Below are 20114 nucleotides of genomic sequence, written 5' to 3'. Positions count from 1 at the left end.
GTGCCACTCCCATGGAAAAAACGCCCCGTATTCCCATCCCTGCCGTCGTTCGTGAGTATGTTTTCCGAAGGGATAATTACCGTTGTCGAGCTTGTGGTTGTAGTCACAATGAAACGGCTTTACAGGTAGATCACATTATTCCTTTGGCAAGGGGCGGTAGTAATGACATGAGTAATCTGCAAACTCTTTGTCAGAGTTGTAATGGCAGTAAAGGAGCTAAGTTTGATCCCCGCTTTCGTCGTCGCCATTGCTAAGCATCAATGATCAAGATCGACAAAATTGATTAGCCTGTCGTGCTTGAGCGTAGTTGCCAACTCCAGTTCTTGGGTTTGTTCTTTTTCCCTTTTGCTATCCCAGACCATTAATTTCACCGCAACCTTGGCGATCGCCCCATCGTGGCCGACTGTTTTTGACAGAAACACTGCGCCGAACCCACCAATCCCAAGCAAGGTTTCAAGTAAGTACTTGTCCTTCAAATGGGTTCCCTCTAAGCTTTTCCAGGACTGTAAAAACATAAACTCTATAATCAAGTTGGGATCTTGGTAAAACAATGATAGTTCCACCAACTCAGGAAAACTGTAAAGATTAATAAAGTTGTTTAGTATTGAAATTTTATTTTGAGTTTGGACCTGTCTGTCGTCATTGACTGTGGCGATCGCCTTTTTTTGCTGTAGCCTAAGCAAAATTACGACGTGGGAAGTTATGAAAGAAGATCTATTGCCCTTTCTTGCAGGCGTTGGCCTGTTGGTGCTTTACCTAATTTGGTCCGCCAAAACCGAAATGGGTACCCGTTGGCCCTGGCGGAAATGAGTTATCGAGATGGGCAAAATTGATTAAGGTAACCAGAAACTAAGGCCATGCGATTGGGTTGGGTCTGTATGGTGAATGCTTCCCGCTCCAAGTCTTGGCGGTGAATATTGCCATACCTGAGCCAGAAAGGTTGGGCATAGACCAATGGTTCGGCCGTTACCCCCAGGGGGGCTAATTGACCTTTACCCTTACATACTTGGGCGGCATGGACTGCCTCATGGATAATGACCGGCACCGCAATACCCAGTTCAAAGGTGAGGGGATGAATCCAAATAGTGCGGCTTTCAGCATTGATTAATCCATAGGCTCCCCGCTGGGGAGGGGGCGACAACAAAACTTTGAATTGCTTGGCTTCCAATTGTTGCTTCACACTGGCAAAGTCTGGATCTGTGGAGGGCGTTTGGGCCATAACCTTAGCGGCAGGGGAAAACGTTAACCCAAAAGTCACAGCTAAGCCCAGCGGCATGATTAATTCCCGCCCAAGCTGCATAGGGATAAGGAAAGAAAAGAAAGATGCTGGGGAAAAATTCATCGGTGAAGTTAGCCTGGCTGAGGGGGGAATGGGGCATGGAACAAAATTGTTTCCGGCTCCTAAGGATGAAGATGGATGGCCAAAACAACGTCGGGCTAGATACAATAAACGCACACCACCAAGGTGTTGGGCCCTACCCTATTTAACCTAATGATTAGGTTTTGCTTTGGGTAAGCTGGGAGACTGTAACGTTCCCCCACGACGGCTCAAAACATTGATCGATGGAAAAATTTACTGTGTCAAAACGTCATTGGTTGCTTTTATGGGGACTACAACTGGGCTTGGCCGGTGGGGCGGCTCCGGTGTTTTCCCAGGCGGTTCTGCCCTACACCCCCAATTTAGACCAACAGCAGTTGGAAGATCAGGGCCTGGCGCTCACAGAAGATGTGGTGCAATTGGTGCGCTTTCAGCAGTACGACCTGGCCTTTCCCCGGGCTAAACTGGCAACCCAACTGGCCCCGGAACAGTTTCAAACCTGGTTCATTCTCGGCACTCTTTATCTACAGCAGGAGGAAGTGGAGCCGGGCATCACAGTGCTGAAAAAAGCCGAGGCCTTGGCTCCAGAGGAAGCAGGCATTAAGTTTACTTTGGGTAATGCCTATTTCCAAAAAGGTCAGTATGACCAAGCTGTGGAGGTGTTGCTAGCAGGTTTGGCCCAGCGCCCCGATACCCCCGCCGCTTTGTTTGATTTGGGGAATGCCTACCTCAAGTTGGTCAAATATCCCGATGCGGTCACTGCCTACCAAAAAGCATTGAAAGCAGAAGAGCAGTTCTGGCCGGCCCTCAACAATATTGGTTTGATTGAATACGAACAGGGAAAAATTGACACCGCCCTCAAACGTTGGCAAGAAGTGATCAAAATTGACTCCGAACAACCGGAACCCCAATTGGCGATCGCCGTGGCGTTGTATAAACAGGGCAAAACGGAGGAAGGATTGCGGAAGGCCCAGGATGCCCTCAATTTAGATAGTCGCTATGGGGAAATTGATTTCCTGGTCAAAAATCTTTGGGGAGAGCAGTTAATTGCAGATACGAAAGCCCTATTTGCTACCCCTACCATGGTGGAAGTATTGCGTACTTTGCCGCCCCCCAGTGACGACCTGTAAAAGCTCGAATTTTCCCATTCCTCTGCCATAACTCCTCAACTTTGCCATGACCCCAGACCAAGTAATTGTTGCCCTAGATGTGCCGGATTTACCCAAGGCGATCGCCTTAGTGGATCGTTTGCCAGGGGTAGGTTTTTGGAAGGTGGGGCTGGAATTATTTGTGGGGGCGGGGCCGGTCATTTTGGCGGAGTTAAAAGACCGGGGTAAAAGGATTTTTTTGGATCTGAAATTCCATGACATTCCCAATACGATGTTGGGGGCCTGCCTGTCTGCCAGTCGGTACGAAGTGGATTTACTCACTCTCCATGCCACTGCGGGAAGTCAAGCTTTAACCTTAGCCGCCCAAGCCATGGCCCCATTGCCCCATCCTCCCAAACTGTTGGCCATTACCCTGCTCACTAGCATTGGCGATCGCCAGTTACGGGAAGAGTTACAACAACCCTTAGCCGTGGATGATTACGTCAACGCCATGGCCCGGTTGGCCCGAAATGCTGGCATTGATGGAGCGGTGTGTTCCCCCCAGGAAGTGGCTAAACTGAGGCAAACCTGCGGCCCTGAATTTTTACTGGTTACCCCCGGCGTGCGGCCTCTCTGGTCGGCCCCAGGCGATCAACAACGGGTCATGATTCCCGCCCAGGCGATCGCCGCTGGGGCCAATTATGTGGTCATTGGTCGACCCATCACTGCTGATCCTAGTCCCGAAGCCGCTTGGGAAAGATTATGCCAAGACCTTGCTGTTTAAAATTGTTGGGCTTCTCCTCGGTAGTCAAATTTGGCCTATCTGTCACTGGCTTTGCCTTGATATTGGTCACAGGCCTGGGTTTAAGCTCCGCCCAAGCCAGAAATAGCCGCTCCCCCAACGGAGGCCACTGCCAACAACCGTTAGCGGAATTGATGCCCCCCCTACTGGACGCACTGCCCAGTTATACCAATCGGGTCATGCAACGGAGTCAAATTGGTGGCGTTCCTTTGAGAACTTACATTTTGATTGCTGGCAATGCGGATTTTGATCCCCTGCCCCTAGCTCAACAACAGTGGCAAACGGAAGTACCGGATACCACTAAACAGGTTTTTTTCACCACCCTGGAAAGAAGCTACACCGACCAACGGGCGATCGCCAGCCAGAATTTTTACTGGGCATTTTTTGTGCAAACGGAGCAGGGTTGGCAATTGGCCTTACTGTACCAACAATTAGGGGGAAGCTCCCCGGATCAGCCCCCTTCTCCCCGACGGGATGCCAGCACCGGGGCGATCGCCCAAGGCATTCGTTTATGGTTGAGGGATTGTCAGGCAGGGGTATTTGCTGCTAGTTGACCCGGCTTAAAATCACAGCAAACCATTGTTGGTCATCGGTCCACACTTGGAGTGGCTCTAGGCCATGGTCCGCCAATTGCCGGGGAATGGCGTTGGGATTGTTAGCATGGAGGGAAAATTTGCGGGATATTTCCGTCAGAATGGTTTCTCCAGCTTGCAGATCCACCGTTAAATCAAGATTTTCCAACCGCACCGTTTGCTTCGTGCCACTGCGTAAATACATTTCAATTTGGGATTTTTGCTGATTAAATACAGCCCGATGGGAAAAGTTATCCAACGCAAAATTACCTTGAAAACGCCAATTTAAATGGCGCAACATATTTAAATTAAATTCCGCCGTTACCCCTTGGGCATCGTTATAGGCGGCTTCTAAAATATCAGCAGGTTTGCATAAATCCACCCCTAATAAAAAGTAATCCCCTGGGTCTAACGCTTGACCTACTTGTTCAAAGAATACTTGACAATCTTCAGGGGAAAAATTACCGAGAGAACTGCCTAAAAATGCCATCAAACGATGGGGATAATTATGATCGGGCAATGATGCCAACGCCAACTGATAAGTACTTACTAAACCTTGCACCGTTAAGTGGAGATAGGTAGCTAAAATAGCCTCCGCATTTTCTCTTAAAATCGCTTCACTGATATCAACGGGAATATAGCGTAGGGCAATATTTTCTTCCGCAAAGGCATCTAATAAAATCCGGGTTTTAGTGGAACTGCCGCTACCCAATTCAATGAAGTCACAGGGCCCCGTAATTTGCACCAATTCCTTGGCGATCGCCTGGAGAATGCTCGCTTCGGTGCGGGTGGGATAATATTCCGGCAGTAAGCAAATTTGCTCAAACAGCAGGGAACCCCGGTCGTCGTAAAAATAGTGGGGCGGCAAAGTTTTAGGGGATTGCTGTAAACCAGCAATAACATCCTGGCCATGGTTGACATAGCTCTGGGGATGGCTGAGGAGCCGGTTTTCTATCTGCAGGCGGAGGGAATTTTGAACGGAGACCATGGTGAGGTGCAAAAACTAACACATCCTCGCACCATAACCTGAACTGTCCCTCCAGATCGACAGACCAGGGATAGATTCAGAATTTTTACCCTGGCCGTATCTAAGGAGCAATCACTTTTTTGCTCTTCTGTTCTGCCTTTTTCGCCGCTTGTTTAGCCCGTTTTTCGGCTTGTTTTTTAGCAGCTTGTTCAGCGGCCAGACGACGCTTTTCTTCGGCTTTTTCCACTTCTAACTTTTCTAAATAGTAGTGGTAATCACCGCTGTAAGCCACCAGTTCCCCGTCCCGAACTTCCACTATTTTATTAGCTACTCGAGAAATAAAATAACGGTCATGGGAAACTAGTACCACGGTGCCTTCATATTCCTGCAAAGCTTCTTCCAGCATTTCTTTGGCGGGAATATCCAAATGGTTGGTCGGTTCATCAAGGATTAAAAAGTTGGCCGGGGTGAGCAACATTTTCGCCAAGGCTAAACGGGCTTTTTCCCCCCCACTGAGGGCGGCCACTTTTTTAAACACCGTTTCCCCAGAAAAGAGAAATCTTCCTAACAGGGTCCGCACTTCTTCATTTTTCCAGTCGGGCACTTCATCATGGATGGTCTCCATAACGGTTTTTTCTAAATCCAAAGCTTCCGCTTGGTTTTGCTCAAAATAGCCGGGCAAAATATTGTGTTCCCCTAATTTTATTTGCCCTTCGTCTGGCAATTCCATACCCATAATCATCCGCAGGAGGGTGGATTTACCGCAACCGTTGGGCCCCAAAAAAGCAATACGATCGCCCCGTTCAATTTCCAAATTAGCCCCCAGGAAGAGCAATTTATCGTTAAAGGAATGGGAAATATCTTCAATAAGCGCCACTTGCCGGCCACTGCGGGGGGCAGGGGGGAAATGGAATTTTAGGGTTCTTACTCCACCCACAGGAGCTTCTACCCGTTCAATTTTTTCTAGTTGCTTTTCTCGGCTTTTCGCTTGGGTACTGCGGGTGGCACTGGCCCGGAATTTATCCACAAAAGCTTGTTGTTTAGCCAAGGCCTTTTGTTGATGTTCATAGGCACTGGCCAGGGCAAGATTGCCTTCTTCTTTCTGCACTAGATAACTGGAATAATTGCCCAGATAGGTGGTGGAAATTCCCCGTTCCGTTTCGACAATTTTGGTGCAAAGCCGGTCGAGAAATTCCCGGTCATGGGAAATAATCACCATGGGAGTTTTTAAGCCCTTGAGGTAAGTTTCTAGCCATTCAATGGTTTCTAAATCTAAATGGTTGGTGGGCTCGTCCAACAGCAGTAAATCCGGCTCCTGGAGTAAAATTTTGCCTAAACTGATCCGCATCTGCCAGCCGCCACTAAAGGAACTCACCAGGCGATCGCCATCCTCCGGCTCAAAACCAATTTCTGGCAAAATCCGCTCAATTTGCGACTCCAAACGATAACCGTCTAGGCCTTCAAATTGCCGCTGTAATTTATCTAATTTGTGAATTAAATTTTCTAGGGTATCGGGATCGGCTACTTCCATTTCCTGATGGACGTGGTGCATGGCATCCTGAACCTGGTTCGCCTCGGTGAATACCGTCCACATTTCCTCCCGCAAAGTACGGCTGGGAGTAACGTCAAATTCTTGGGTTAAATGGGCAATTTTCAGCGCCGCTGGGCGAATAATTTCCCCCGCAGTGGCCTCCACTTCCCCCATAATGATCTTGAGTTGGGTGGATTTTCCGGCCCCGTTGACCCCCACCAGGCCTACCCGTTCTTCTGGTTTAACTTCCCAGTTCACATCTTTAAGAACTTCGCCGGTGGGATAAATTTTGCGGATGTGTTCGAGTCGGAGCATAGGAATAGGGCTGGGGGGAAACTGAGCTTCCAGTGTATCGAAAAATTGCCTTTAAAAACCTGTGCCCCACCATTACGACAGGGTAAATATTAACAAATTATTAACAAGGACTAGAATCACCATGGTTACAACCCCAGATTGGGTGAAAAAAGCCGTTTTCTATCAAATTTTTCCTGACCGTTTTGCCATCGGCCAACAACAGGCGATCGCCGTCGCTCAACAACCAAAGCTAGAACCATGGGAGGCCCCGCCAACGGTGCAGGGTTATAAGGGGGGCAACCTGTGGGGAGTGATCGAACATTTGGATTATCTCCAGGATTCGGGCATTACCGCTTTATACTTGACCCCCATTTTCCAGTCCGCCTGTAATCACCGTTATCACACCCATGACTATTACCAAGTGGATCCTCTACTGGGGGGCAACGAGGCGTTGCAGGCTTTACTAACCCAGGCCCACCGCCGGGAGATGAAAGTAGTCTTGGATGGAGTGTTTAACCATGCCAGCAGGGGTTTCTACTTTTTCAACGACATTTTGGAAAATGGCCCCCATTCTCCTTGGTTAGATTGGTTTCACATTGAAGATTGGCCCCTATCAGCCTATGACGGTTCTCTGCCAGCTAACTATCGGGGCTGGGTAGATTTGCGGGCCCTGCCCCAGTTTAACCATGACCATCCCGACGTACGGGAATATTTGATGCGGGTGGGGGAGTATTGGATTGCCCAGGGCATTGATGGTTGGCGTTTGGATGTGCCCGATTGTGTCAAAGCGGAAGGTTTTTGGCAAGAATTCCGCTGCAGGGTCAAGGCCATTAATCCAGAAGCCTACATTGTGGGGGAAATTTGGTGTGATGCTAGCCCCTGGTTAGCCGGAGATCAATTCGATGGGGTGATGAACTATCGCTTTACCGAACCTACCGTAGCTTTTGCCATTGGCGATCGCCTGCAAAAAGAACATCTACGGGGGGAAGAATATCGTCCTTACCCAGCCCTAACTGCAGAAGCCTATGGGGAAAGAATTAGCCAACTGCTGCAACAACATCCCTGGGAAATTCAGTTAACCCAATTAAATTTACTCAACAGCCACGACACCGCCCGCTTATTAACCCTAGCCAATGGCGATCGGCCCAGCGTTAACCTCGCTCTTTTACTGATGTTTACTTTCCCCGGTGCTCCCTGTGTTTACTACGGAGACGAAGTGGGTTTGCCTGGGGAGGCCGACCCCGATTGTCGCCGAGTTTTTCCTGCTAAAACTGACTGGGACTTGGATTGTTGGGAATTCTACCGCCAATTGATTGCCCTGCGCCATCGCTATCAATGTTTGCAATTGGGGGATTACAAAATTATCGCCACGGCAGGTATGGGCTATGTTTTTCAACGGCAATACGGCGATGAAACCCTAATGGTTGCCGTTAATAGTGGTGACAACATAATAGAAATTATATTATCTCCAGACATAATAAATTTGGATAAAATAGACATAGCTGAACCTGTATTTAGCGCTAATGGTGAGACCGTAATTGACCGGAACACCGCAGGGTTACTTTTGACCATGGCCCCTCAATCAGGAGCAGCTTTCGCCATCATTTGATTTTGGTCATGAAGCTAGCATTTTTTCAAAAATGTCTATCTTTTCTGGGGTTTATTTGGTTGCTATCCTGGGAAGCTCCACCTGTTCAGGCTTTTTCTTGTTACATTGTGCCAGGCCATGAATATCTGACTAAATTTGCGCTCACAAGACTCCAATCCAGTGATGATAAATTAACTAGGGTTTTTTATGGTGATTATGTCGGCGGCGTAAATTATTTATCCCATCCTTTGGCCTATGGCAATGTGGTTAATGATTTTCCTCAACTTGATCCGGCATTTGCCACAAGTTTAATCGGAATTTTGCTGGGACAGGAATGGGAACATTTTACCGCCCAAGAACAGAAAAAAATACTGACTGGGATGATCGAACACAGCGAATCCCATTCCCAGGTAATGCATTTTACCCGTAATTATCTTGACCCGCATCAACAACAGGCTCTTAGTGCCAAAGAGTCTTGTATTCTGTCTCAAAATTTTATCAAAAATGCAGTAATTTATGGCACTGAGGTAATGGCGGGCCAACAAATAGTCAACCAAAACTTGGACCGCTATCAACGCAAACAATTGGGTTTAAAATTTATTGGAGCATCGCTCCATACCGTCCAGGATTCTTTTGCCCCAGCCCATGTTAAACGTCATCCCCAGACCCATTTATTAACGGACGTTTGTAGTTTTCGTTATCCTTATTTCGGTCGTAACCAAGCATCAGTGTATTCCGTTGGTTGTGTCCATACCGTATTTGCTCACGAACGTGACTTTGGTGGGGGATCTATCCTGGAAGATGATCAAATTTGGCAGCGGAGCCAAGACCATTGTCAAATTCAAAGTAATGGCATGGTCGAGAAAAGTTTTAACTGTCTAACGGATCAAGCCCAATTGGGCACCATAGTTAGTCAGGATTTTTTAGCATCCCTAGTTCCTTTTCTAGACCAAGCCCTAAGGAAGCAGACGGTAGCCTATGAAGATCTGACAATGGTGTTGGACGATTTTTTAAATATTTACCATCCTTATCCAGCAAAAGGTTTGACGACCCAGGGCATTATGGCCTGTGATGGTTTAGCAGACTTCACTCCCCACACCCGCTTTGAATATCAGGAAAATTATTGAATCAAGGTTTTATTCATGCTCATTTTCTGGCGGTAGTTTTTCTAGGTTAAGCTGGGTTAGGGCCTATTTGTTAAAGCAACCCCTGTCAATTTGGAGCGCAGAGTAAACCAGCAATGACGCAAAAAGTAGTGGTGGGACTATCCGGCGGAGTAGATAGTTCGGTGGCGGCGGCCCTGTTGCACCGTCAAGGTTATGCCGTGGTGGGAGTTACCCTCTGGTTAATGAAGGGTAAGGGTCAATGCTGTTCGGAAGGGCTAGTGGATGCCGCTTCCATTTGTGAGCAGTTGGGGGTGCCCCACGAAATTGTGGACACCAGAGATTTATTCCAAAATCACATCATTGATTATCTGGTGCAGGGCTACGGCGAGGGCGTGACCCCATTACCCTGTTCCCAATGCAATAAGGCGGTCAAATTTGGCCCTATGCTGCAATATGCTCAGCAGTCCCTCGGTATCGATAAAATTGCCACGGGGCACTATGCACGCATTCGCTTTAATGAAGCCAGTCAACGCTACGAGTTGTTGCGGGCGGTCGATCGCCAGAAGGACCAATCCTATTTCCTTTATGACCTATCCCAGGAAATTTTGGCGGCCACCCTGTTTCCCCTGGGGGAGCAAACCAAAACTGTGACCCGACAGTTGGCAGCGGAATTTGACTTGAGCACAGCGGAAAAAAAAGATAGTCAGGATTTATGCCTGATTGAAGCCCATGGCTCCATGCGGGACTTTTTGGACAAATACATCGCCCCGAAAGCGGGGGAAATTGTTGATCTGTCCGGGGCGGTGTTGGGCCACCATGAAGGCATTCATCACTACACCATTGGCCAACGGAAAGGGTTAGGTATTGCGGCGGCGGAACCGTTATACGTGGTTAAGCTCGATCCGGTGATGAATCGGGTCATTGTCGGCGATCGCCAGAGTGCGGGCAGTGGGGAATGCTACGTACAACGGCTCAACTGGGTTTCCATTCCAGAGCCAACAGCCCCCATCCGCTGTGAAGTGCAGGTGCGCTACCGTTCCGCTCCAGTGACCGTCAATGCCATTCCCTGGCACGATCAACAAATCAAACTGGTCTTTGACGAACCTCAATTTGGCATCACTCCAGGGCAAGCCGCAGTGCTCTATGACGGCGATCGGGTGTTAGGGGGAGGTATTATTTGCCCCCAAAAGTCCGAAACAGCAGGGGTCTAGGCGGCATCGCCCCCCACCACCACATCCCGGATGCGTAAACTGGGGCCACCGCAACCCACCGCCAAACCATTTTGGCCCCCTTTGCCACAGCCCCCAGACTCATCCCAATAAAAGTCGTCGGCGATCGCCTCGATGTTAGCCAGGGTTTTAAACACATTGCCGGACAGGGTCACATCTTTAACCGGTTCCGCTAGCTGACCATGGCGGATCATCCAGGCCTCTCCAGCGCTAAAGGTGAACATTTCCCCGTTGGTCATACCCCCCAGCCAATTTTGGGCATAGATCCCTTCCTCAATGCCGTCTAACAAATTAGCCACAGGAGTTTCGCCCCGGCCAATCCACGTATTAGTCATCCGCACAATGGGGGGATAGTGGTAGTTCAAACAGCGGGCATTGCCAGTGGGTTTTTCCCCCAATTTCCCCGCCGTTTCCCTGGAATGGAGCCTACCCACCAATTCCCCATCTTTAATCAACTGGGTGGTACTGGCGGGCACCCCTTCATCGTCAAAACCATAACTACCCCGGTGCCCTGGTGGAGCCGCTCCATCAAAAATTTGTAATTCCGGCGGGCCAAAGCGCCGACCCAAACTCATCACTTCCAAAAAGTCGGGATTTTCGTAGAGCATATCCGCTTCGGACAGATGGCCAAAGGCTTCGTGGACAAATAACCCAGTCAAAATTGGGTCAATCACCACCGGATAAGTTTTTCCCTGCACTGTGGGCAAAGTTAACGCTTTCACTGCCCGTTGGGCCGCCCCCTGCACCACCTGGTCTAAATTTTCCAAATCCCCGTAGCCCCGGCGGGAGCCTGTGGTTTCTCTACCTACTTGAACGCCGTTGCCATCTTTGGCGGTGGCCGCAAAACGCATTTCCAAATCCCACCAACATTGCTCCAACAGAGTCCCTTCCGAAGTAGCTAGCAACACCGTTTGTTGGCTGTCGCTGTAGCGCACATGGGTGGTGGTAATCTTATCGCTGGTGCCCCGGAGCAAATCATTGTAGTGGTCACACAGAGCTTTTTTATCAGCCAAACTAATCTGGCGGGGATCTTTGCCCGTTAAAGGATTGATAAAGGTTTGTTGAACCGGATCAATGGGAGCCAACAGGGTTTCATCATCCCCAATTAATCGCGCGGCGGCGATCGCCTCTTCTAGTCTTTGGCGTAACTGTTCCCAACGGTTAAAACTGGCAAAACCCCAACCCCCTTGATGACAAACCCGCACCTGGCCACCCATGGCAATACCCTCACTGAGGGTTTCCACCTGGTCACTCCGCAAGCTAATTTGGGTTCCTTCGGACTGTTCCAAACGAATACTGATAAAGTCTGCCTGGGACTGGTAACGGCCAATTAGTTCCGGCAAGGTGACTTTAATGGTGGCTAAGTTCATGGGCAAAGAATTAGGGCGTCATCATCCATGATACTTTTCCTGCCCTTGCTTGACCGTCAGGGTCCATGGAAATAAACAGCTTTCAACCTAAGAGAAGATGATCTGGGAACCAGGGGCATTAATTTTTACCGACAAGACTTGATGATCCTTAAAAGTTTCCGCCAAACGGGGATGCACTGATGGGGGGGCAAAAAATAACATAAAACCCCCTGCTCCAGCCCCCAGCAATTTACCGCCCCAGGCCCCGGCTTCCCTTCCCTGTTGGTAAATGCGGTCAATGTCGCCATTGGAAATGCCCACATCTAAACTTCGCTTTGCCTGCCAGGCTTGATCCAATAATTCTCCGAAGGCTGACAAACATTGGTTACTAGTTAAAATGTCCCAACCTTTGTCCACCATGGCACGCATCAGTTTCAGGGTTTCTCGATTATCACCCACCCTTTTTAATTGCTTTTCCACCACATTGGCTGCCCGCCGTTTAATGCCGGTAAAAACAATAAAAATATGTTCTTCAAACTCCGCCATCCTTTCCGGGGCCATGGTGACCCGACTGACCACAATATCGTCTTCCTTGCGAAATTCCACCAAGTTAAATCCCCCCATGGCGGCCATTAGTTGATCCTGACAACCCACCTTGTCTTTGACCAAATGCCTTTCGACATAAATGGCTTCATAGGCTAAATCCAAAGGACGGATAAATTCCCCTTTAAAAGAGTGCAGAGCCTGGAGCAAGGAAACCGTAAAAGCAGAGGAAGACCCCAGACCGGTAAAAGCTGGTAAATCCGCCACGTTATGAAGCTCAATATCTTTTTCTAAACCACAGAATTTCAAGCATTCCCGAAAAACCACGTGCTCCATTTCGCTAGGATTTTTAACCAATTCCACTTTGCGGTAGGAAACGCGAATGGAATAGTCAAATAAATGACTCAGAAAAGGACTAGCAGTAACGTAGGAAAATTTGTCGATTGCCGTAGCTAGAACCGCACCACCATGCTGGAGAAAATACTCAGGATAATCGGTTCCCCCACCAAAAAAACTAATGCGGACAGGGGCACGGGAAATCAGCATGGGCCTGGCAAAGACAAGGTTAACGACAGATACATTATTGCCGACTGGGGGGCAATGTCAGCGCTCAAAAGAGAAACTGCTGGCTAAACCCAAGGCTAGAGGGAAATCCGTCCCCAAGCCTGGGAGTTTTCCCCCCCGGAGCCCCCATTGGATCTGCCAAAATTAAATTGTTCTTTCCCCCCGCACCCCATGAAATTTTCCCTCGAGTCTCTCTATGGTTGGTACCGTCAAATGCTGAACCATCCCCGGTACCGTTGGTGGATTGTCCTCGGCTCCTTGGTGTATCTCCTCAGTCCCATCGATTTTCTGCCCGACGTTTTCCCCGTACTTGGTTGGATTGACGATGGTTTAATTGCCACTTTGCTGGTATCGGAAATTTCCCAAATGGTTCTCACTGGCTTAAAAAACAAGACAACCAAGCAGGAAAAGGATGCCCCCCAGGAAACCGTGGTGGTGGATGTGGTGGATGTGGTGGGACAGGACGTGGCCCACAGTTAATTCGGTCGGGTCAAACCTGAAATGTTCTTAAATTTCCCCTGATTCCCTAACTGCGGAAAATTTTCAGATCCTGAGGATTTCGACAACGGAATACAGTGACCAAAACCCAGAGCTTTTTAACTTCCCCCAGGGAATCTCTCCTTAGGGAAGTTTTTGTTTGTCTGTTATTCTGTTTGCACTATTACCTTTTCCGCCACAGTTTGGGCTAAACGTCGGGCTGCATCGACCGATTCTGCCTGGGCTAGGGCAACTCCTAAACGCCTATGGGGTCTGGCATTGGGCTTACCAAATAAACGCACATCGGTGCCGGATTCTGTTAAAGCTTCTGCTAATCCGGCGTAACTAAGCTTTTCCCCAGCTTCTAGAGCGAGGATAACTGCGCTGGCGGCGGGCCCCGTTTGTTTAATTTGAGGAATGGGTAAACCTAAAATGGCCCGCAAATGTAGCTCAAATTCGTTCAAGTTTTGGGAAATGAGGGTAACCATGCCAGTGTCATGGGGCCGGGGGGACAATTCGGAAAAAATCACTTCCTCCGGGGTAATGAAAAATTCCACTCCAAAAATACCCGCCCCCCCCAGAGCATCGGTAACGGTTTTGGCGATCGCCTGGGCCTGGGCTAGTTGCCTTTGGGTTAAGGGGGCTGGTTGCCATGATTCTTGATAGTCTCCCCGTTCTTGGCGGTGGCCAATGGGATCACAAAACAGAGTTTCTCCCTGCCATTGGCGGATAGTTAAGAGCGTAATTTCCAACTCGAAGGGAATAAATTCCTCCACAATCACCTTGGTCTGATCCCCCCTCGCTCCGGCGATCGCCGCTGACCAGGCCTGTTGCACCTCTCCTGCATTGTTAACTACAGATTGCCCCTTACCCGAAGAAGACATGACCGGCTTGACCACATTGGGAAAACCAATGGCCTGGCTTACCTCCTCTAACTCGGCCAAACTGGTGGCGTAATTGTAACGGGCAGTACGTACCCCCAACTGTTGGGCGGCCAACTCCCGAATCCGGTCCCGGTTCATGGTCAGATTGGTGGCTTGGGCGGTGGGAATGACCCGATAGCCCCCGGCTTCCAGCTCCAACAATTTTTCCGTGCGGATGGCCTCCACTTCTGGCACAATCCAATCCGGCTGATATTTTTTTACCACTGCTTCCAGGGCATTCCCATCCAACATAGAAATGACTTCGGCAACCTGGGCCACCTGCATGGCTGGCGCATCCGGATAACGGTCCACCGCAATGACCCGATTGCCCAATCTCTGGGCGGCAATGGTAAATTCCTTGCCCAATTCCCCAGAGCCGAGTAACAGAAAAGTTTGGGGCAAAGTGACAGGATTGGCCATGGTTAAATGTTAGAGGGTGGGGGTTAACCGGCTAGGGATCTGGTTTTTCTCAGTTTCCCACAGTTATTGCCTATTGCCCCCTCAGCTCTGGGACAAATACCTGGTCATATTGTCCAAAGTCTCTGGGCTTTGGGCCTTTTGCTTGGGTTTGGCTTTAATAGGGGATTTTAGCGTCCATTTTTTTGATAAACAGCAAATTTACTTGCTAGCGAAATGTATGGATAATTATCCCCCAACTCCAGAGCCCTATAACTTAGCCAATGAATTGGCCAAGGAACGGAATCGGGCCGCCGCAGAAAGGACATTAATGGCTTGGATTCGCACCAGCCTTTCTTTGATCAGTTTTGGCGTGGGCATTGACCGTATTGTCGCTGCCATCCATGGCGCGTTTCCGGGGGGCAGAAATGGTTTTCACCTATCCCGGACTTTGGGTTTATCCTTTATTATCATTGGCACCTTAGCCCTACTGGCGGCGGCCATTAATCACCGTCAGGATTTAAAGCACATTGAACGGGGACGTTTCACTTACCAGTCCCGTCTTTCCATTAGTTTTGTGGTGGCGATCGCCTTGGTGGTGGTGGGAACCTTTGCTTTTTTAGCAATCATGTTCCAATCGTTTTAGGCCGTTCACGCTCACCAATAGAGTTTTCCTACTAAGTATATTTGTATATTTTTGATGGTCTCCTGCGAAAATCTTTGGCAACAGGCCCTAGCAATCCTGGCAACCCAGTTAACCAAACCGGCCTTTGACACTTGGATCAAAGCATCAGTCCTAATTTCCTTGGGGGATGGGGTGGCCACCATTCAGGTGGAGAATGGTTTTGTCCTGAACCATCTGCAAAAAAGCTATGGACCACTGCTGATGGAGGTACTGACGGATTTAACAGGCCAGGAGATCACGGTGAAGCTCATTACCGATGGCTTGGAACCCCATAGCTTAATTGGCCAGGAGTCTTCTCTGCCCATGGAGACCACCCCTAAAAATGCCACAGCGCTCAATGGTAAATATACTTTTTCTCGTTTTGTGGTGGGGCCCACCAATCGCATGGCCCATGCGGCATCTTTGGCTGTAGCAGAATCCCCCGGACGGGAATTTAATCCTCTTTTTCTCTGTGGCGGCGTTGGTCTAGGCAAAACCCACCTCATGCAGGCGATCGCCCATTACCGACTGGAAATGTACCCTAACGCCAAGGTTTATTACGTTTCCACAGAAAGATTTACCAATGATCTGATCACGGCCATCCGCCAGGACAATATGGAGGATTTCCGAAGCTATTACCGCAGTGCAGACTTTCTACTCATTGACGACATTCAATTTATTAAGGGCAAGGAGTACACCCAAGAGGAGTTTTTCCACACCTTCAACAGTCTCCACGAAGCGGGCAAACAAGTGGTTGTAGCCTCCGACCGTGCTCCCCAAAGGATTCCTGGCTTACAGGACCGGCTCATTTCCCGTTTTTCCATGGGCTTAATTGCCGATATCCAGGTGCCAGATTTGGAAACCCGCATGGCCATTCTGCAAAAAAAGGCTGAGTACGACAGGATTCGTCTGCCCAAGGAGGTCATTGAGTATATTGCTTCCCATTACACTTCCAACATCCGGGAACTGGAAGGAGCCCTGATCCGGGCGATCGCCTACACGTCCCTATCGAACGTGGCCATGACAGTGGAAAACATTGCGCCGGTGCTCAATCCCCCGGTGGAAAAGGTGGCCGCCGCCCCGGAGACCATCATCACCATTGTGGCCCAGCATTATCAGTTAAAGGTTGAAGAACTACTCAGTAACTCCCGCCGTCGGGAAGTTAGCCTGGCGCGTCAAGTGGGGATGTATTTAATGCGTCAGCACACAGACCTGAGTTTGCCTCGCATTGGGGAAGCCTTTGGCGGGAAAGACCACACCACCGTGATGTACAGTTGCGACAAAATAACCCAGCTCCAGCAAAAAGATTGGGAGACCAGTCAGACCCTCACTAGCCTCAGTCATCGCATCAATATTGCCGGCCAAGCCCCGGAATCCTAGACCCCTGGCGATCGGCGATTATGAGAGTGAATATGTCAGAATGTAAAATATTTGCTAATAATATGTAGATGCGTTTCGGCAAGGAACGCCAACATAAGTGCAGGTTTGGCCCCTGTGGCCTGGCTTGCTACCCATAAGAAAATGGCATCAGGAGAACAAATATTGTTCCACCGACAGGCCGCATTTGGGTTTTGGCCAACCGCTATACCCCGGCGGTGTAGTTTCCAATCGTCTCGTCTTATTAGAGAATGGAGTCTAAATGGCATAACCCAAATTACAAAAGCCTCCTTTAGAAATTCTTGCCTTTGATGCTAGCTACGCAAGAGGATTTGCATTTATGACTATTGCAGTCGGACGCGCCCCAGTCGAAAGAGGATGGTTTGATGTCCTCGACGATTGGCTAAAGCGTGATCGTTTCGTATTTATTGGTTGGTCTGGTTTGCTGCTCTTCCCCTGTGCCTTCATGGCCCTGGGGGGATGGCTAACCGGCACCACCTTCGTTACTTCCTGGTACACCCACGGTCTAGCCAGTTCCTATCTAGAAGGAGCTAACTTTTTGACCGTGGCGGTCTCTTCCCCCGCCGATGCCTTCGGCCATTCCCTCCTGTTCCTCTGGGGACCCGAAGCCCAAGGTAACCTGACCCGCTGGTTCCAAATCGGTGGTTTGTGGCCCTTCGTTGCCCTCCACGGTGCCTTCGGTCTGATTGGCTTTATGCTGCGTCAGTTCGAAATTTCCCGTCTGGTTGGCATTCGTCCCTACAACGCCATCGCCTTCTCTGGTCCCATTGCGGTGTTTGTCAGTGTCTTTTTGATGTACCCCTTGGGACAATCCAGTTGGTTCTTTGCCCCCAGCTTTGGGGTAGCGGGAATCTTCCGGTTCATTTTGTTCCTGCAAGGGTTCCACAACTGGACTTTGAACCCCTTCCACATGATGGGAGTGGCAGGGATTTTGGGCGGCGCCCTCCTCTGTGCTATCCACGGTGCCACGGTGGAAAACACCCTGTTTGAAGATGGGGAAGATTCCAATACTTTCCGGGCATTTGAACCCACCCAAGCAGAAGAAACCTATTCCATGGTGACCGCTAACCGTTTCTGGTCTCAGATTTTCGGTATTGCTTTCTCCAACAAGCGGTGGTTGCACTTCTTCATGTTGTTCGTGCCGGTAACTGGTCTGTGGATGAGTTCCGTCGGTATCGTCGGTTTAGCCTTGAACCTACGGGCCTATGACTTTGTCTCCCAGGAGCTACGGGCGGCGGAAGACCCGGAATTTGAAACTTTCTATACGAAAAACATTTTGTTGAACGAAGGGATGCGCGCCTGGATGGCTCCCCAAGATCAACCCCATGAAAACTTTATCTTCCCTGAGGAGGTTCTCCCCCGTGGTAACGCTCTCTAATACTTCGATGGTGGGGGGACGTGACCTTCCCTCTACCGGTTTTGCTTGGTGGTCGGGAAATGCCCGGCTGATTAATCTTTCCGGTAAATTACTTGGTGCCCACGTGGCCCACGCCGGTTTGATCGTTTTCTGGGCTGGGGCCATGACCCTATTTGAAGTTGCCCACTTCATTCCCGAAAAACCCATGTATGAGCAGGGTTTAATCCTCCTGCCCCATATTGCGACCCTGGGCTGGGGCGTTGGTCCCGCTGGAGAAGTGACTGATATTTTCCCCTTCTTCGTAGTAGGGGTGCTGCACTTAATTTCTTCCGCAGTTTTAGGTCTTGGGGGTATTTACCATGCCCTCCGTGGCCCGGAAGTATTGGAAGAGTATTCCAGCTTCTTTGGCTATGACTGGAAAGATAAAAACCAGATGACCAACATCATTGGCTACCACTTGATCCTGTTGGGTTGTGGTGCTCTGTTACTGGTCTTTAAAGCCATGTTCTTTGGCGGTGTATACGACACCTGGGCCCCCGGTGGTGGGGACGTACGGGTGATCACTAACCCCACCCTCAACCCGGCGATTATCTTCGGCTATCTGCTGAAAGCGCCCTTTGGGGGAGAAGGTTGGATCATCAGTGTCAACAACATGGAAGACATCATCGGTGGTCACATCTGGATCGGTTTGATCTGTATTTCCGGTGGTATCTGGCACATTCTGACCAAACCCTTTGGCTGGGCTCGCCGGGCTCTGATTTGGTCTGGGGAAGCTTATCTTTCCTACAGCTTGGGTGCTTTGTCTTTAATGGGCTTCATTGCCTCCGTATTTGTTTGGTTTAACAACACTGCCTATCCCAGTGAATTCTATGGCCCCACCGGCATGGAAGCCTCCCAATCCCAAGCCTTCACCTTCCTGGTGCGGGACCAACGGTTAGGTGCCAACATTGCTTCTGCCCAAGGCCCCACTGGTTTGGGTAAATACCTGATGCGTTCTCCTTCTGGGGAAATCATCTTCGGCGGTGAAACCATGCGTTTCTGGGACTTCCGTGGTCCTTGGTTGGAGCCCCTCCGTGGACCCAACGGTTTGGATTTGGACAAACTCCGCAATGACATTCAGCCCTGGCAAGTACGTCGGGCCGCTGAATACATGACCCATGCTCCCCTTGGTTCCTTGAACTCTGTGGGTGGGGTTATTACCGACGTTAACTCCTTTAACTACGTATCTCCCCGGGCTTGGTTGGCTACTTCCCACTTTGTCCTTGGCTTCTTCTTCTTAGTTGGTCACCTCTGGCATGCTGGTCGTGCTCGGGCGGCGGCCGCTGGGTTTGAAAAAGGTATTGACCGGGAAACGGAACCCACGTTGTTCATGCCTGACCTCGACTAGATTGAGACTTTTCTGATTTTGCAAAGGTTTTGCTTTAGTTAAACCCAATTGATTAGTGTCCCCTGCCCATTTGGTGGGGGATTATTATTTTTAAGATAATCCTATTTTTTGGAGTGAGGCCAGTTACCTATTAGACGCGCGACTCGAAAGTCGTTCAGGGGAGTTGGAACGGCTTCCAAAAACCTTTCCCCGCTGGTGTTTAACTGGATGGGGATGGCCCCTTTGGAATGTTCAAACACTAATGGGAGGGTAACCAATGCCGACCCCTTTAGCGAAAACAGGATGTCTCAATAAGCGAATGCTACCGACCGAAAGTTAACCGGAATCCATATTTCAAGACGCTGCTTGAGCCGTATACAGTAAAGGTTGTATGTACGGCTCTGAGGATAGGGATCGGAATATATAGTAGATTCAAATAAGACTGAGATGCTAAACGCCACAGTAAGAGCGGATAATTTCATCAAGAGACGTGTCAATAGGAGCGTACATTCTAGCTCGTTTCAAGGCACTAAAGTCATGCTCAATATCATTTAAATCAGGAGAATACTTTGGCAAAAAAAG

General features: G+C 49.5%; 21 protein-coding genes. 12 read left to right on the top strand and 9 right to left on the bottom strand.

Features of this window, described 5'->3' with window-relative positions:
* Positions 1 to 11 precede the first annotated feature (11 nt).
* Entirely contained in the window at positions 12 to 254 is a 243-nt protein-coding gene (locus tag H6G46_RS02660; RefSeq protein WP_041425959.1) for an HNH endonuclease, read from the top strand.
* Between the two features lie 3 nt (positions 255 to 257).
* On the opposite strand, the gene H6G46_RS02655 is transcribed toward H6G46_RS02660, so the two are convergent.
* From H6G46_RS02655 to H6G46_RS18360, 3 genes are all read right to left on the bottom strand, one after another.
* Positions 258 to 551, bottom strand: coding sequence for a hypothetical protein (locus H6G46_RS02655; protein WP_223211357.1), 294 nt, complete (start codon positions 549 to 551; stop codon positions 258 to 260).
* 260 nt (positions 552 to 811) lie between these two features.
* Positions 812 to 1219, bottom strand: a complete 408-nt coding sequence (locus H6G46_RS18365) for a hypothetical protein (protein WP_223211356.1) — start codon at positions 1217 to 1219, stop codon at positions 812 to 814.
* A 4-nt stretch (positions 1220 to 1223) separates the two neighbouring features.
* Positions 1224 to 1379: a hypothetical protein gene (locus H6G46_RS18360; RefSeq protein ID WP_223211355.1), complete on the bottom strand. Its 156-nt coding sequence runs from the start codon at positions 1377 to 1379 to the stop codon at positions 1224 to 1226.
* Between the two features lie 199 nt (positions 1380 to 1578).
* On the opposite strand from H6G46_RS18360, the gene H6G46_RS02645 reads away from it, so the two are divergent.
* Genes H6G46_RS02645 through H6G46_RS02635 form a run of 3 tightly spaced genes read left to right on the top strand, consistent with a single transcriptional unit; the run spans position 1579 to position 3762 of the window.
* Positions 1579 to 2448: a tetratricopeptide repeat protein gene (locus tag H6G46_RS02645; RefSeq protein ID WP_223211354.1), complete on the top strand. Its 870-nt coding sequence runs from the start codon at positions 1579 to 1581 to the stop codon at positions 2446 to 2448.
* 46 nt (positions 2449 to 2494) lie between these two features.
* Positions 2495 to 3190 carry an orotidine-5'-phosphate decarboxylase gene (pyrF, locus tag H6G46_RS02640; protein WP_010872442.1) on the top strand — a complete coding sequence of 232 codons (696 nt, stop codon included), beginning with the start codon at positions 2495 to 2497 and terminating at the stop codon, positions 3188 to 3190.
* Positions 3169 to 3762, top strand: coding sequence for a hypothetical protein (locus H6G46_RS02635; protein ID WP_010872441.1), 594 nt, complete (start codon positions 3169 to 3171; stop codon positions 3760 to 3762). Before pyrF ends, H6G46_RS02635 begins: the two co-directional genes overlap by 22 nt.
* Here the strand turns inward: H6G46_RS02635 and egtD are convergent.
* Both egtD and H6G46_RS02625 read right to left on the bottom strand, forming a co-directional pair.
* On the bottom strand, positions 3755 to 4768 hold the full coding sequence (gene egtD / locus H6G46_RS02630; protein ID WP_010872440.1) for an L-histidine N(alpha)-methyltransferase: 1014 nt from the start codon (positions 4766 to 4768) through the stop codon (positions 3755 to 3757). The genes H6G46_RS02635 and egtD overlap by 8 nt on opposite strands.
* Before the next feature lie 100 nt (positions 4769 to 4868).
* Positions 4869 to 6593: an ABC-F family ATP-binding cassette domain-containing protein gene (locus tag H6G46_RS02625; protein WP_010872439.1), complete on the bottom strand. Its 1725-nt coding sequence runs from the start codon at positions 6591 to 6593 to the stop codon at positions 4869 to 4871.
* 121 nt (positions 6594 to 6714) lie between these two features.
* Here H6G46_RS02625 and H6G46_RS02620 point away from each other — a divergent pair, with 121 nt between their 5' ends.
* The 3 genes from H6G46_RS02620 (at position 6715) to mnmA (ending at position 10477) form a co-directional block, all read left to right on the top strand.
* Positions 6715 to 8181 (top strand): glycoside hydrolase family 13 protein, encoded by a 1467-nt coding sequence (locus H6G46_RS02620; RefSeq protein WP_020861692.1) that lies wholly within the window; start codon positions 6715 to 6717, stop codon positions 8179 to 8181.
* A gap of 8 nt (positions 8182 to 8189) precedes the next feature.
* Positions 8190 to 9287: a hypothetical protein gene (locus H6G46_RS02615; protein ID WP_010872437.1), complete on the top strand. Its 1098-nt coding sequence runs from the start codon at positions 8190 to 8192 to the stop codon at positions 9285 to 9287.
* Positions 9288 to 9400: 113 nt separating this feature from the next.
* A complete protein-coding gene (gene mnmA, locus H6G46_RS02610) occupies positions 9401 to 10477 on the top strand; it encodes a tRNA 2-thiouridine(34) synthase MnmA (RefSeq protein ID WP_010872436.1) in 1077 nt (358 codons plus the stop codon).
* On the opposite strand, the gene H6G46_RS02605 is transcribed toward mnmA, so the two are convergent.
* Together H6G46_RS02605 and H6G46_RS02600 are read right to left on the bottom strand one after the other, a co-directional pair.
* Positions 10474 to 11865, bottom strand: coding sequence for a TldD/PmbA family protein (locus tag H6G46_RS02605; protein WP_010872435.1), 1392 nt, complete (start codon positions 11863 to 11865; stop codon positions 10474 to 10476). The two genes, mnmA and H6G46_RS02605, sit on opposite strands and share 4 nt — an antisense overlap.
* 87 nt (positions 11866 to 11952) lie before the next feature.
* Positions 11953 to 12933 (bottom strand): LmbP protein, encoded by a 981-nt coding sequence (locus H6G46_RS02600; RefSeq protein ID WP_010872434.1) that lies wholly within the window; start codon positions 12931 to 12933, stop codon positions 11953 to 11955.
* Between the two features lie 189 nt (positions 12934 to 13122).
* Between H6G46_RS02600 and H6G46_RS02595 the strand changes: the two genes are divergently transcribed.
* On the top strand, positions 13123 to 13431 hold the full coding sequence (locus tag H6G46_RS02595; RefSeq protein WP_010872433.1) for a YkvA family protein: 309 nt from the start codon (positions 13123 to 13125) through the stop codon (positions 13429 to 13431).
* 164 nt (positions 13432 to 13595) lie between these two features.
* Here the strand turns inward: H6G46_RS02595 and purT are convergent, their stop codons facing one another.
* On the bottom strand, positions 13596 to 14771 hold the full coding sequence (purT, locus tag H6G46_RS02590) for a phosphoribosylglycinamide formyltransferase 2 (RefSeq protein WP_010872432.1): 1176 nt from the start codon (positions 14769 to 14771) through the stop codon (positions 13596 to 13598).
* Between the two features lie 217 nt (positions 14772 to 14988).
* Here purT and H6G46_RS02585 point away from each other — a divergent pair, with 217 nt between their 5' ends.
* From H6G46_RS02585 to psbC, 4 genes are all read left to right on the top strand, one after another.
* Positions 14989 to 15393, top strand: coding sequence for a YidH family protein (locus H6G46_RS02585; RefSeq protein ID WP_041425957.1), 405 nt, complete (start codon positions 14989 to 14991; stop codon positions 15391 to 15393).
* A gap of 54 nt (positions 15394 to 15447) precedes the next feature.
* Positions 15448 to 16791: a chromosomal replication initiator protein DnaA gene (dnaA, locus tag H6G46_RS02580; protein WP_010872430.1), complete on the top strand. Its 1344-nt coding sequence runs from the start codon at positions 15448 to 15450 to the stop codon at positions 16789 to 16791.
* 337 nt (positions 16792 to 17128) lie between these two features.
* Positions 17129 to 18187: a photosystem II D2 protein (photosystem q(a) protein) gene (psbD, locus tag H6G46_RS02575; protein WP_010872429.1), complete on the top strand. Its 1059-nt coding sequence runs from the start codon at positions 17129 to 17131 to the stop codon at positions 18185 to 18187.
* Positions 18171 to 19553 (top strand): photosystem II reaction center protein CP43, encoded by a 1383-nt coding sequence (gene psbC / locus H6G46_RS02570; RefSeq protein ID WP_014407100.1) that lies wholly within the window; start codon positions 18171 to 18173, stop codon positions 19551 to 19553. Before psbD ends, psbC begins: the two co-directional genes overlap by 17 nt.
* 429 nt (positions 19554 to 19982) lie before the next feature.
* Here psbC and H6G46_RS02565 read toward each other — a convergent pair.
* Positions 19983 to 20114, bottom strand: a 132-nt coding sequence (locus H6G46_RS02565; protein ID WP_190759818.1) for a transposase, incomplete at its 5' end; no start/stop codon positions are given.

Origin of the sequence: Synechocystis sp. FACHB-908 (assembly GCF_014698595.1) — a bacterium.
Taxonomy (GTDB): Bacteria; Cyanobacteriota; Cyanobacteriia; order Cyanobacteriales; family Microcystaceae; genus Synechocystis.
Note: the sequence above shows the minus strand (reverse complement) of the source record. Positions and strands in the feature narration are given on the sequence as shown.